This is a genomic window from Kitasatospora sp. YST-16, assembly GCF_026802215.1.
Lineage (GTDB): Bacteria > Actinomycetota > Actinomycetes > Streptomycetales > Streptomycetaceae > Kitasatospora > Kitasatospora cineracea.
Map to the genome: position 1 here is coordinate 5,383,728 of NZ_CP113837.1, position 13,167 is coordinate 5,396,894.

At 75.2% G+C, this 13,167-nt stretch carries 11 protein-coding genes, 1 pseudogene and 1 riboswitch; of the genes and pseudogenes, 4 read left to right on the forward strand and 8 right to left on the reverse strand.

Features of this window, described 5'->3' with window-relative positions; genetic code table 11:
- Positions 1-5 precede the first annotated feature (5 nt).
- The 5 genes and pseudogenes from OU787_RS24430 to OU787_RS24445 form a co-directional block, all read right to left on the reverse strand.
- A complete protein-coding gene (locus OU787_RS24430) occupies positions 6-2,003 on the reverse strand; it encodes a putative cobaltochelatase (protein WP_268661918.1) in 1,998 nt (665 codons plus the stop codon).
- A gap of 35 nt (positions 2,004-2,038) precedes the next feature.
- The gene (locus OU787_RS24435) at positions 2,039-3,589 is read right to left on the reverse strand and encodes a cobyric acid synthase (RefSeq protein ID WP_268660530.1); all 1,551 of its coding nucleotides are present in this window, start codon (positions 3,587-3,589) and stop codon (positions 2,039-2,041) included.
- Positions 3,590-3,710: 121 nt separating this feature from the next.
- On the reverse strand, positions 3,711-4,649 hold the full coding sequence (locus OU787_RS24440; RefSeq protein WP_268660531.1) for a cobalamin biosynthesis protein: 939 nt from the start codon (positions 4,647-4,649) through the stop codon (positions 3,711-3,713).
- A gap of 31 nt (positions 4,650-4,680) precedes the next feature.
- Positions 4,681-4,811, reverse strand: a riboswitch (cobalamin riboswitch).
- A 191-nt stretch (positions 4,812-5,002) separates the two neighbouring features.
- Positions 5,003-5,113, reverse strand: a pseudogene (locus OU787_RS34875) (hypothetical protein); the annotation flags it as partial.
- Positions 5,114-5,166: 53 nt separating this feature from the next.
- The gene (locus OU787_RS24445; protein ID WP_030459320.1) at positions 5,167-5,625 is read right to left on the reverse strand and encodes a MarR family winged helix-turn-helix transcriptional regulator; all 459 of its coding nucleotides are present in this window, start codon (positions 5,623-5,625) and stop codon (positions 5,167-5,169) included.
- 63 nt (positions 5,626-5,688) lie between these two features.
- Here OU787_RS24445 and OU787_RS24450 point away from each other — a divergent pair, with 63 nt between their 5' ends.
- From OU787_RS24450 to OU787_RS24465, 4 genes are all read left to right on the forward strand, one after another.
- Complete coding sequence (locus tag OU787_RS24450) at positions 5,689-6,057, forward strand: VOC family protein (RefSeq protein ID WP_268660532.1); 369 nt, start codon at positions 5,689-5,691, stop codon at positions 6,055-6,057.
- 111 nt (positions 6,058-6,168) lie between these two features.
- Positions 6,169-6,849 carry a helix-turn-helix domain-containing protein gene (locus OU787_RS24455; RefSeq protein ID WP_268660533.1) on the forward strand — a complete coding sequence of 227 codons (681 nt, stop codon included), beginning with the start codon at positions 6,169-6,171 and terminating at the stop codon, positions 6,847-6,849.
- A 112-nt stretch (positions 6,850-6,961) separates the two neighbouring features.
- Entirely contained in the window at positions 6,962-8,083 is a 1,122-nt protein-coding gene (locus tag OU787_RS24460) for an alpha/beta hydrolase family protein (RefSeq protein WP_268660534.1), read from the forward strand.
- 450 nt (positions 8,084-8,533) lie between these two features.
- Positions 8,534-9,814, forward strand: a complete 1,281-nt coding sequence (locus OU787_RS24465) for a hypothetical protein (protein WP_442788647.1) — start codon at positions 8,534-8,536, stop codon at positions 9,812-9,814.
- 81 nt (positions 9,815-9,895) lie between these two features.
- On the opposite strand, the gene OU787_RS24470 is transcribed toward OU787_RS24465, so the two are convergent.
- The 3 genes from OU787_RS24470 to OU787_RS24480 form a co-directional block, all read right to left on the reverse strand.
- Positions 9,896-10,774, reverse strand: coding sequence for a CDP-alcohol phosphatidyltransferase family protein (locus OU787_RS24470; protein WP_369794935.1), 879 nt, complete (start codon positions 10,772-10,774; stop codon positions 9,896-9,898).
- Positions 10,761-11,438 (reverse strand): phosphatidylserine decarboxylase, encoded by a 678-nt coding sequence (locus OU787_RS24475; RefSeq protein ID WP_030459326.1) that lies wholly within the window; start codon positions 11,436-11,438, stop codon positions 10,761-10,763. The genes OU787_RS24470 and OU787_RS24475 overlap by 14 nt, the downstream gene beginning before the upstream one ends.
- Positions 11,439-11,870: 432 nt before the next feature.
- On the reverse strand, positions 11,871-13,073 hold the full coding sequence (locus tag OU787_RS24480; RefSeq protein ID WP_268660536.1) for an acyl-CoA dehydrogenase family protein: 1,203 nt from the start codon (positions 13,071-13,073) through the stop codon (positions 11,871-11,873).
- Positions 13,074-13,167: the final 94 nt, after the last annotated feature.

Sequence of the window (13,167 nt, forward strand, 5' to 3'; positions counted from 1 at the left end):
GCTGCTCACGCCGCCTTTCGCGTCATCGTCGTCGTCCGTGCTTCCCGCACCAGCGAGGCCACACCCTCGGCCCGCAGCTCGTCCAGGCTCACCGCGTCACCGTTCAGGTGCGCGGCCAACTCCCGTGCCAGGCCCAGCCGGACGGGGCCCGACTCGCAGTCCAGCACCACCGCGGCCACGCCCTGCGCGGCCAGCAGGCCGGCCGCCCGGCGGGCCCGCGGCAGCGCGTCCTTGCCGCCGGTGGCCCGGCCGTCGGTCACCACCACCAGCAGCGGGCGCCGGTCCGGGTCGCGCAGCCGCTCCACCCGCAGCACCTCATGCGCCCGCAGCAGGCCCGCCTCCAGCGGCGTCCGGCCGCCGGTCGGCAGCTGCTCCAGCCGGGCCGCACCCACCTCCACCGAGGAGGTCGGCGGCAGCGCCAGCTCCGCGCCCGTGCCGCGGAAGGTCACCAGGCCGATCTTGTCGCGCCGCTGGTAGGCGTCCATCAGCAGGGACAGCACCGCGCCCTTGACCGCCGTCATCCGCTGCCGGGCCGCCATCGACCCCGAGGCGTCCACCACGAACAGCACCAGGTTCGACTCCCGGCCCCGGCGCACCTGCTCGCGCAGGTCGTCCCGGCGCAGCACCAGCGCCCGCCCGGCCCGCCCGCGCGCCGCCTGGTGCGGCGCGGCCGCGCGCAGCGTCGCGCTCAGGTGCAGCCGGGACAGCCGCCCCTGCGGACGGCGGGCCCGGATGGTGTGCCCGGCGTCCGTCTCGGCGGGGGAGCGCCGGCCCTGCGCACCCCGGCCGGTGCCGTCCACCTTGAACAGCCGGGTGCGGTACGGCTGGTCGGCCGCCACCGGCGCCGACTCCCGCCCGCCGCCCGGGCGTTGCTGCGGCAGGACGGTGGAATCGTCCGAACTTGCCTCCGCGGAAGGCGAGTTGGGCTCATCAGGTTCCGGCGCACCGCCACCGCCATTGTCCGGGCCACCACCGTCAGGACCGCCGTCGCCCGGGCCGTCGTCCTCCGGCCCGTCCGGCTCCTCCGGCTGCTGGTGCTCGGCCAGCGTCCGGTCCAGCTGCTCCTCGTCCAGCCCGGGCGCGTCGAACGGGTTGCGCCGCCGCCGGTGCGGCAGCGCCAGCCGGGCCGCCGTCCGGACGTCCTCCTCCAGCACCTCGGTGCGCCCCGCCCAGGCGGCCAGCGCCACCGCCGTGCGCGCCATCACGATGTCCGCGCGCAGGCCGTCCACCTCGAACGCCGCGCACACCGCGGTGATCTGACGCAGCGCCAGGTCGGAGAGCTCGACGTCCGGCAGCAACTCCCGTGCGGCGGTGATCCGTTCGGCCAGCTCCCGTTCCGGCCCGTCCCAGCGCGCCGCGAAGGCGGCCGGGTCGGCGTCGTACGCGAGCCGCCGGCGCACCACCTCGGCGCGCTCGTCCGCGTCCCGGGTCGCCGCGATCTCCACCGTCAGCCCGAACCGGTCCAGCAGCTGCGGCCGCAGCTCGCCCTCCTCCGGGTTCATCGTCCCGACCAGCAGGAACCGGGCCGCGTGCCGCACCGACACGCCCTCGCGCTCCACGTACGAGCGCCCCATCGCGGCCGCGTCCAGCAGCAGGTCCACCAGGTGGTCCTGCAGCAGGTTCACCTCGTCGATGTACAGCACCCCGCGGTGCGCCTTCGCCAGCAGCCCCGGCTCGTACGCTTTCACGCCCTCGGCGAGGGCCCGCTCCAGGTCCAGCGAGCCGACCACCCGGTCCTCGGACACGCCGACCGGCAACTCCACCAGGAACGCGGGCCGTTCGCCCCGGTCCGCGCCCCGGTGCGGCCCGTCCGGGCACTGCGGGTCCACCGCCGCCGGGTCGCAGGCGAACCGGCAGCCCGCCACGACCCCGATCGACGGCAGCAGCCCCGCCAGGGCCCGCACCATCGTCGACTTCGCGGTCCCCTTCTCGCCCCGCACCAGCACCCCGCCCACGGCCGGCGAGACCGCGTTCAGCAGCAGCCCCAGCCGCAGGTCGTCCATGCCCACGATCGCCGTGAACGGATAACGGGCCTCGGTCACTTGGCACTTCCCCTCTCCAGCGGGGCCGGGGCCCCGGGCGGCACGAACGGCAGACCCGCCGGTGCCCCGTTCTCGATCAGCTTCCACAGCGCGTCGGTGTCGGCGTGCTCGGCCACCAGGTCGCCCAGTGCGTCGAGCTGCCGCTCGCGAGCGGCGGCGAACGAGGTGTCCGGCGCCGGGACGAAGGAGCGCCCGGCGGCCCGGGCCACCTCGGCCAGGAACGCCCGGCGGAACGCGTCGTTCTCCAGCAGCCCGTGCCAGGTGGTGCCCCACACCGAGCCGCTCCGGCAGCCGTCCAGCGCCCGCCCGGCGGCGTCCGCGACGAACACCTCGCCGCCCTCGACCGCCACCACGCCGTGGTGGATCTCGTAGCCCTCCACCGGCTCGCCCAGCGCCACCCCCGACGGCCGGGCCAGCACCTTGTCCGCGCCGAACACCACCCGGGTCGGCAGCAGCCCCAGGCCGGCCACCGGGCCGGACGACTTCGACTCCACCGCGTCGACGATCTCCCGCCCCAGCATCTGGTAGCCGCCGCACACCCCCAGCACCGGCAGCCCCGCCGCGACCCGGGCCGCCAGCGGCCCGGCCAGGCCCTGCGCGCGCAGCCAGGCCAGGTCCGCGACGGTGGCCCGGGTGCCGGGCAGCACCACCAGGTCGGCGTCCGCCAGCTCCTCGGGGCGGGTCGCCCAGCGCACCAGCACGCCCGGCTCCTGGGCCAGCGCGTCCACGTCGGTGAAGTTCGACAGCCGGGGGAAACGCACCACCGCGACCCGCAGCACCTGAGCGCCCGCCGGCCCGCCCGCCGCCGGGCGGGACGCCACCGACGCCAGGCCGAGCGAGTCCTCCGCGTCCAGCCACAGGCCCGGCAGCATCGGGAACGTCCCCAGCACCGGACGCCCCGTCAGCTGCCGCAGCATCTCCAGGCCCGGCGCCAGCAGCCGGGCGTCACCGCGGAACTTGTTGACGAACCAGCCGGCGATCAGCGCCTGGTCGTCCGGCGACAGCAGCGCCAGCGTCCCGAACATCGACGCGAACACCCCGCCGCGGTCGATGTCCCCGACCACCACGACCGGCAGCCGGGCCGCCGAAGCCAGGCCCATGTTGGCGATGTCCCGGTCCCGCAGGTTGATCTCCGCCGGGGAGCCCGCGCCCTCGCACACCACCACGTCGAAGCGCGAGCGCAGGTCCGCCAGGCACTCCAGCGCCCGCTCCAGCAGCACCGGTTTGCGCTCCCGGTAGTCCAGCGCCCCGACCTCCGCGACCGCCCGCCCCAGCAGCACCACCTGGCTGCGCCCGTCCGCGCCCGGCTTCAGCAGCACCGGGTTCATCGCCGCCTCCGGCGCCACCCCGGCGGCCTGCGCCTGCATCGCCTGCGCCCGCCCGATCTCCGCCCCGTCGACCGTCACGAACGAGTTCAGCGACATGTTCTGCGCCTTGAACGGCGCCACCCGCACCCCCTGCCGGGCCAGCCAGCGGCAGATCCCCGCCGTCACCACACTCTTCCCGGCGTCCGAGGTCGTACCGGCCACCAGCAGCGCGCCGTTCACCGGCGAACTCCTTTCGAGACGCCCCGACCGGGGCTCGCGGAACCGCACGCGGCGGACGGCGGCATGCCGAAGTCCCGTGCCATCACTGTCAGTTGCACCATCAGCCCGCACCGCGGCGGGGTCACCTGCGTCGCCGTCCGCCCAGCGCCCGCAGGGCCAGCGTGGCCGCCAGCGCGAGCGCGCCGACCCGGCGCGAGAGGCGGCAGGCCCGTTCGATGTCGGCCGGGCCGACCGGCGGCAGGCCCGCGCCCAGCACCGGCCGGTGCTCGACCCGCTCGCCGTACCGCAGGGTGCCGCCCAGCCGCACGCCCAGCGCCCCCGCGAACGCGGCCTCCGCCTGGCCCGCGTTGGGGCTCGGGTGCGCGGAGCCGTCCCGCCGCCAGACCCGCCAGGCCCGCCCGGGCGCGCCGGACGCGGCGACGGCCAGCAGCGCGGTCAGCCGCGCCCCCGGCCACCCGGCGACGTCGTCGAGCCGGGCCGCGGCCCAGCCGAAGCGCCGGTAGCGGGCCGACTTGTGCCCGACCATGGCGTCCAGCGTGTTGACGGCCCGGAACGCCAGCAGCCCCGGCACGCCTGCGACGCCGCCCCACACCAGGGCGTTGACCACCGCGTCGGCGGTGTTCTCGGCGACCGACTCGACCACCGCCCGGGCCACCTGCTGCTCGTCCAGGCCCGAGGGGTCGCGCCCGCACAGGTGCGGCAGCCGCTCGCGCGCGGCGGCCAGGTCGCCGTCCGCCAGCGAACGCCCGATCGCGGTGGCCTCCCGGGTCAGCGACGTCCCGCCCAGCACGGTGAAGGCGGCCCCGGCGGCCAGCGCCCCGGTGGCGACGGGGGAGCGCCGGGCGGCCCGGACGGCCAGCGCCGCCCCGGCCGCGACCGCGCCGACGGCGAGCGCGGTGTGCAGCGCCCCGGCCCCGCGGTGGTCGCGCCACAGGCGGCGCTCCAGCCGGGCCGCGGCGGTGCCGAACAGGGCGACGGGGTGTCCGCGCCGGGGGTCTCCGAGCCGGGCGTCCGCGAGGTATCCCGCGGCCGCGCCCACCAGGTACGGGGCAGCCCCCATGGCGTCGTGTCCTCACTCAGGGTCCGCGCCCTGGATCGACGGAACGGGGGCCAGAGTCTCCTGACTTCCGGTCACCCCCGCGCGGGGTGGTCCGGTCACAGTGGCGGGACCGCGCCGGACTCGCACCGGCTTCCTCTGCTTGCCTCCGTTTGGCCCGAAGATCCCACCACGCCCGGTTCGGGGCAGTCAACCGAGCGGGTGGAGTGGTTGGTCACATGCGGCCACCGGGGCCACCGCGGGGCAAGGTGCCAGGTCAGGGCGGGTGCACGGCGGGCCGCGGCGCGGTCGGCACGCCGTCGCCGAGAGAAGAAGCCCGGGTGAGACGGCTGGTTGTACGCGGTGTTCTGCCAGGCCACCGCCTCCCGGGACCGGACGCCGTGCACCGGCGTGGTGATCCGCCGCGCTCGCCGTCGTCCACGGCCGTCGCCCCGCAGCCGGTCTCCTCCCTCCCGTCGCCGCCGCATCCTCAACCGGCCTTGTCCCAGCGGCAGTCGAGGACCCGATCGGCGCCGCCGGCTCAGCCGTCGGCACTTCCCCCGCGCAGGGAGTGGATCATGCTCCGCAGGCTCCGGAGCGCGTCCGCCTGCTCGGCCGCGGTCATCCCGGCCAGCATCCTGACCTCCACCGAGCGGACCGCCGCGCTCGCCTTCTCCAGGCTCCGCCGCCCGCGGGGCGTGAGCCGGGCCGGCAGGGCCTTCCCGACCGGCGCCGCCGCGGGCCTGACCACGTGCCCCTCCCGTTCCAGGTGCTGGAGCAGCACGTTCATCGACTGCCGGGTCACGAACGCGCCGCGCGCCAGTTCGGAGTTCGACATGCCCGGCCGCTGGGCCAGCAGTTCGAGGCAGGAGTAGTGCGTCACGGTCATGCCGAGCGGCCGCAGCACCTCCTCCATGGCCGAGCGCAGGACGCTCGAAGCCTCCTTCAGCAGGTAGCCCAGTGAGGTGTCCAGATCGATGCCGCCGCCGCTTTGACTCATGTCAGAAGTCTGACATACGTTGATCCGTGTCAGGAATCTGACACAGAGGAGAGGAACACCGCCATGCCCGTCACCGGCCCCGACTTCATCTCGCTGCAGGTCCGCGACCTCGACGCCGCGCAGGCGTTCTACCGGCACTACCTCGGCCTGGTCCGCTCGCCGGCCGGCCCCCCGCACGCCGTCGTCTTCACCACCCGGCCGATCGCGTTCGCCCTCCGCGACCTCGTCCCCGGCACCGACCTCGACTCCGCCGCCCGGCCCGGCCTCGGCACCGCGCTCTGGTTGCACGCCACCGACGTCCAGGCCGTCCACGACGCCCTCGCCGCCGACGGCCACCCCATCGTCTCCGCACCGGTCGACGGCCCCTTCGGCCGGACCTTCACCTTCGCCGACCCCGACGGCTACCACATCACCCTCCACGACCGCGCCTGACCCGCCCGCCCCGGTCGTCGGTTCGCCCAACCGCCCCGCCCCGGCCGCGCCCCCGTTTCGTGCCATCCGCGGCTGTGGCCCGACCGCCCCCCGCGCCTAGCGTCGGCAGGCATGCGACGCAGACAGCCGCCGGCCCCCGCGCCGGTGCCGTTCTCCCCGGCCGCCGCCCGCGCCCACCGCACCGCGCTCGGCCTGACGGTCGAGCAGGTCGCGGACGGGCTGGCCGCCCACGGCGTGCGGCTGCTGCCCGGGCACGTCCTCGGCTGGGAGGACGGCCTGCTCCCGCCCACCGAGGAGCAGTTGACCGCCCTCGCCCGCACCCTGTGGTGCCCGCCCGCCCGGCTGATGGGCACCGCCCCGGCCACCCTGCGCGACCACCGGATCGCCCGCGAGCTCACCCAGGACCAGGCCGCCCGCCTGCTCGGCCTCACCCCCACCACCTACCGGCAGGCCGAGACCACCGGACGCTGGACCGGCAACGAGGACCAGACCCGCCTGCTCGCCCGGGTCCTCGCCCTCGACCTGCCCACCCTGATCCGCCTCACCGGCCGCACCGCCGACCTCGACGCCCGCCTCCGCCAGGTCGTCCAGGGCCGCTGGCAGGCCCAGCTCCACCCCGTCGCCCGCCTGGTCCCGGTCGCCCCCGCCGTCCTCGAACACGTCCTCGCCGCCCTCCAGTCCGAGCACCACACCCCCACCTCCTGGGGCGCCGCCCCCGCCCCGACCCGCCCCGACCCCACCGCCCGCTTCTGGCACCTGCTCGCCGAGGCCGAGGCCGACGGGACGCCCTGACCGCCCCGCGCCGCCGCCCCGGCCGGTCACCCGCAGCGCCGCCCCGATTCGCCGTCCGCCCTCCGGGCAGGTGCACTGGGAGCACAGGACCGCCAGCACCCGGGAGACCGCCATGCGTTGGGGAACCGCAGCCGTCGTCGCAGCCGCCGCCGCAGGAACCGGAGCGGCGGCCTTCCTGCTGCTCGGCCGGAGAGTCTCGGACCGGGTGGTGCGCCCCGGCTCCGCGCAGGTCGTGTTCGCGCCCGCCCCGGTCGAGGTGCACGACCTCGGACCGGGCCGGGTGGTGCTGACCGCGACGCCGGACACCCTGCGCCGCGGGCACTACGCGCTGGAGTGGGGCGAGGACGGCCACGCCGTGGTCGGCGAGGTGCTCGGCAGCGGCGGCGGCCGGGTCACCCGGCGGCTGGAGCGGGCCGACGGCGGCACCCTCGCGGTCGGCACCGAGGTCCGGGTCACCCCGCGGGTGCTGTTCGGCGACCCGCGCACCGCGCTCGGGCTGGACTACGCGGACGTCGCGGTGGCCGGCGACCTCGGCAACCTGCCGGCCTGGCGCACCGCGGGCATCCGCGGCACCTGGGTGCTCCTGGTGCACGGCCCGGGCGCCGACCGCGAACAGGCCCTGCCGGTGCTGCCGCTGCTGCACGCGCTGCGGCTGCCCACCCTGACCGTCAGCTACCGCGGCGACGCGGACGCACCGGCCTCGCCGGACGGCCTGGGCCACTTCGGCGAGACCGAGTGGGAGGACGTCGACGTCGCCGTCCGGTACGCGCTGGCCCAGGGCGCGGGCCAGGTGGTGCTGTACGGCTGGTCGGTCGGCGCGACCATCGCCCTGCACACCGCCGCCCGCTCCACCTGGCGCGACCGGATCGCCGGGCTGGTGCTGGACTCCCCGGTGCTCGACTGGTCCGAGACGGTCCGCCGGGGCACCACCCGGACCTGGTCCTCCCCGGCCCTCGGCGAACTCGGCACGCTCGCCGCCCGGGGCCGCACCGGCGTCGACCTCGCCGACTTCGCCCGGATCGCCTCCGGCGCCGACCTGCCCTCGCCGGCGCTGCTGCTGCACAGCCCCGACGACCCGGTCGCCCCGTGGAGCGCCGCGCAGCGCCTCGCCGACGGCCGCGACGACCTGGTCAGCCTGCACCCGGTGCCGCACGCCGAGCACGCCGCGCTGTGGAACGCCGACCCGGACGGGTACACCGAGGCGCTGCGCCGCTTCCTCACCCCGCTGCTCTGATCCGGCGGAGGGCCCGGCGCCGGGCCGGAGCGGGAACCGGAACCCGGCGCACCGCGTCTCCGTCACGGAGTGGTCACCTTATTCGCCATGTCCACGTCGAAAAGCGGAGTGATTCCTCCCGTTTCGCGACGACTCGTCCCCCCGCCGTTCGATCCGTTCGGACATCGGGCCGAGACAGCTCGGCAGTCGATGTGACAGAAGGCCCGTACAAGGGGAAGACTGCACGGCGTGACGTCTCGGAACCCGCGCGACCGTGATGCCCCGCACCCGCCCCACCGCACCGGTGCGACGGTGACCCGTCTGCCCGGAACGGCGGCCGTCGGTCGTGTGGAGGGCACTCCCCCCGCCGCCGCCAACCGCCGCCGGGTCCCCGCGAAGCCGGGGCGCGGCCGGGTGCCCGTCCCGGACGGCTTCCCGGCCCCCTCCGAGCTCGCCCCGCTGGCCCGCCGGATGCTCGCCGACGCGGTCCGGGTGGCCCGCTGGGCCGGCGAGCTCTCCGAGGTCGACAAGCGCGGCGAACTCCTGCCCGAGGACGCCCGCGCCGCCGGGCGCGCCCTCGCCATGACCGTCGGCGCCGCCGCCAACGCCTGGGGCCAGGCCCTGCTGGTCGGCCTGGTCGAGCTCCGCGACGGCGGCGCCGGGCCCGGCTGGCGGCTGCACGCCTGGGAGCACGACGACGAGGCGGTGATCCGCGGCTGGTCCGCGCTGTTCGACGCCTGGACGCTGCTCGCCCCCGTCCCGCCCGCCGCCCTGCGCGGCGTCTTCGCCCAGCTGGCCGGACAGGCCGTCGACCAGGCCCCCCAGCTGCTGTCCTTCCTGCACCTGGTGGACGGCCCGGTGGTCGACAGCGAACTGCTCGAACTGCTCCGCCGCGGCCTCGACGAGCGCCGCCTCGGCCCCAGCTCCGGCACCTTCCCGCTGTCGCCCGTCCCGCACGCCGCGTTCGCCGTCTCCGCCGTCCGCGGCACCTGCCGCGAACCGCAGATCGACACCCCGCACTCGCCCGCCGACGTCGCCGCCGTCCTCGACTGGATGCTCGACGGCCTGGCCGCCGTCGGCGCGCTCGGCCGCCGCGACGAGGCCGCCGAGCTCTCCCCGCTCGGCCACTGGGCGGTCCGGGCCAAGCTGGAGGAGATCTGCACCGTCGCGCAGACCGCCGCCGGCCACATCGAGCAGAGCGCCGCCGAACTGCTCGGCGCCTGCGCCGACTACAGCCCCGGCCCGGCCCGCGCCGAGTTCCGGGCCTGGGTCGCCGCCCGCCCCGCCGACCGCGCCGTCGCCGAACTCCTCGAAGCCGCCCGCGGCGAGGACGCGCTCGTCCGCGGCCTGGCCTTCGAGGCGCTGCGGGTGGTGGCCGGCTCCACCGCCGAGCAGGGCGTGCGGGCCGCCGTCGACGAGCCCGTCCTGCGCCCCTACGCGCTGCTCTGGCTGGCCGAACAGCTGGACGAGGACGGGGTGTCCCCGGCCGACGTGCTGGGCGCCGAGGACGCCGCCTGGCTGTGGGTGGACACCGCCGCCGCCGTGCTCGACCACGGCGAGACCGCCCTGCTGGTCGGCCACGTCGAGGGCGCCTCGGCCGGCGAGCCGGTCCGGTTGTTCCACCGCGCCCGCCAGTCCGGCCACCCGCGCGCCGCCAGCGTGCTGACCGCCGTCGCCTCCGTCCACCCCGACCCGGCGGTCGCCCGCGCCGCCCGCCGCAGCGCCTTCTCCGTCCACAACGGCGGCGCCTGAGCCCGCGCCCGCACACGAAGAAGCCGCCCTCCCGGAGAATCTCCGGGAGGGCGGCTTCTTCGCGTTGCGTCTCGGTTCGGGTCAGCCCCGGTTCTCCGCGCGACGCGCCCGCACCACGCCGACCTTCTCGCCGACCTTGCGGCGGATGACCAGCAGCGGAGCCATCGCGGCCAGCGCGATCTGGGCGACCGCGCCGATGTGCATCAGGGTGTCGCCGCCGGGCAGGCCCGCCGCCCAGGAGGCGAGGCAGCCGATGGAGACGACGATCCAGGCGAGCGTCGCGGTGGCCAGCAGGCCCTGCGGCTTGGGGTACTCGATCCGGCTGACCATCAGGTAGGCCACGCCGAGGATCATCAGCAGGCCCGGGATGAACGGCGGGTCGAGCAGCACGATGGCCAGCACGGTCATCGCGCCCATCGGGCAGGGCATGCCCTGGAAGATCCCCGGCCGCATCTTCACGGCCGAGAAGCGGGCCAGCCGCAGCACCACGGCCAGCAGCACGGTCAGCGCGATGAACGCGGAGAGCTGCTGGTTGCTGCCGGGGGAGACCAGGCCCCACACCGCGACGAAGTAGGCCGGCGCGATGCCGAAGCTGATCAGGTCGGCCAGGTTGTCGAGCTCGGCGCCGAGCGCGGAGGAGCGCAGCTTGCGCGCCACCAGGCCGTCGAAGAGGTCGCACATGGAGCCGATCAGCAGCAGCGTCACCGCGGTGGCGGCGCTGTGCTTGACCGGGGCGGCCGACTCGTCGGTGAGGTGCGGCATGAGGATCCCGGTGGTGATCGAGTAGATCGCCAGGAAGCCGCAGACGGCGTTGCCCAGGGTCAGGAAGTCGGCGGTGGACAGGTGCTGGGGGGAGCGGGGGGCGCGCAGCTCGCGGTCCCGGGCCCAGCGGCGGCGGCGGAGCTCGGTCGACTCTTCGTCGTCGAGCTCGATGAGGGTTTCCGGATCAGTCACGGTCAAGGCGAGTCACCCCGGCGGTGGTCTTCTGGCCGACCGTGACGCCGACCTCGACGCCCGCCGGCAGGTAGGTGTCGACGCGGGAGCCGAAGCGGATCAGACCGACCCGCTCGCCCTGCTCGACCTTGGTGCCGGCGTCCACGTAGGGGACGATGCGGCGGGCCACGGCACCCGCGATCTGCACCATCTCGATGTCGCCGAGCTCGGTGTCGAAGTGCCACACGACGCGCTCGTTGCGGTCGCTGTCCTTGTTGAACGCCGGGACGAACCCACCGGCGACGTGCTCGACGGACGTCACGGTGCCGGGCAGCGGCGCGCGGTTGACGTGGACGTTGAGCGGGCTCATGAAGATGGCGACGCGGGTGCGCCCGTCCGGCCACTCGTCGATGGACTGGACCACGCCGTCGGCCGGGGAGATGACTCGGCCGGCGCCGATCTCGCGCTCGGGGTCGCGGAAGAACCACAGCATGCCAGCGCTCAGGGCGCAGGCGGGCACGGCCGCCAGGGCCCACTTGCCGGAACGCCGGGTGAGGGCGGTCGTCACGGCGGCGGTGGCCAGCGTGGGAACGAACCAGGGGGTGGCACCGCGCGCGATGGTCACGCGGGGACGCCGACCCTCGGGTCCGGGACCCTGGGCGGAGGTGTGAGGGGACGGGCTGATGGGCATCGAGGACCTTTAGTCGCGGCCCCGCGCGGGGACACTGAATGGCCCCTGGACTGGGGGCCACCGCGGGGATCGAGTTGTGTGGACGGCTGCTGTCCGGGTGGATGCTATCGGGACCTGCCCGTATCTGGGCAAGCCGCCTGCTAGTCGAACTACGCCTGCCTGCGGAGTCGGGCACCTGCTATGCATACGACCGTAACCGGAGCGGAGGCGGTTCCCCAAGAGGTCCCGGGTCACGGGTGATTCACGTCTCAGTGACGGCGGCGTGACACGCGGTGTGCGGAGGCGACCCACCGGCGCGCACCTGGGGAAACGCGCCGGTGGGTCGCCTCGGGCGCCGGTCCGGCCCGGGGTCGGCTGACCAGGCCGGGGGCCGGACGCGGCGGGCGACGGACGGCGGGCCGCACGCCCACCGTCCGTGCGGGGAGAGGGTCTTCAGTCGGCGAGCCGGTACTCCTCCAGCAGTCGGCGTCCCACGATCATCTTCTGGATCTCCGCCGTACCTTCACCGATCAGCAGCATCGGGGCCTCCCGGTAGAGCCGCTCGATCTCGTACTCCTTGGAGAAGCCGTAGCCGCCGTGGATCCGGAAGGAGTCCTCGACGACCTCCTTGCAGTACTCGGAGGCCAGGTACTTGGCCATGCCGGCCTCCAGGTCGTTGCGCTGGCCGCTGTCCTTCTTGCGGGCGGCCATCACCATCATCTGGTGCGCGGCCTCGACCTTGGTGGCCATCTCGGCGAGCTTGAACTGGATCGCCTGGTGCTCGGCGATCTTCTTGCCGAAGGTGGTGCGCTGCTGCGCGTAGGCGATGCCCAGCTCGAACGCCCGGCGGGCCACCCCGCAGCCGCGGGCGGCCACGTTGACCCGGCCGACCTCGACGCCGTCCATCATCTGGTAGAAGCCCTTGCCGGGGACGCCGCCGAGGATCCGGTCGGCCGGGATCCGGACGTCCTGCAGCACCAACTCGGTGGTGTCGACGCCCTTGTAGCCCATCTTCTCGATCTTGCCGGGCACGGTCAGGCCGGGAACCGTCTCGTTCGGCCCGAAGCCCGGGGTCTTCTCGATCAGGAAGGTGGTCATGTTCTTGTACGGGGTGCTGCCGCCCTCGTCGGTCTTGCACAGCACCGCGACGACGCTGGAGGTGCCGCCGTTGGTCAGCCACATCTTCTGGCCGTTCAGGACGTAGAACTCCCCGTCCCTGACGCCCTTGGTGGAGATCGCCGACACGTCGGAGCCCAGGCCCGGCTCGGACATCGAGAAGGCGCCGCGCAGCTCGCCGGCCGCCATCCTCGGCAGGAAGTACTCCTTCTGCTCCGGGGTGCCGTGCGCGCTGATCATGTGCGCCACGATGAAGTGGGTGTTCACGATGCCGGAGACCGACATCCAGCCGCGGGCGATCTCCTCCACCACCAGGGCGTAGGTGAGCAGCGACTCGCCGAGGCCGCCGTACTCCTCGGGGATGGTCAGCCCGAACAGGCCGAGCTGCTTCATGCCCTCGACGATCGCGGTCGGGTACTCGTCCCGGTGCTCGAGTTCGGTGGCGACCGGGATGATCTCCTTGTCGACGAACTCCCGCACGGTGGCGAGGATGTCCCGCTGGATCTCGGTGAGGCCGTCGGTCTGTGCGAGGCGTCCCATCGTGCGGCTCCGTGAATGCTCGTGAAGATGAGGGTGGGGGTTGGGGGGCTCCGCGGCGCGTGGCTGCCGCGGAGCCCCCGGGAACCGGGTAGGG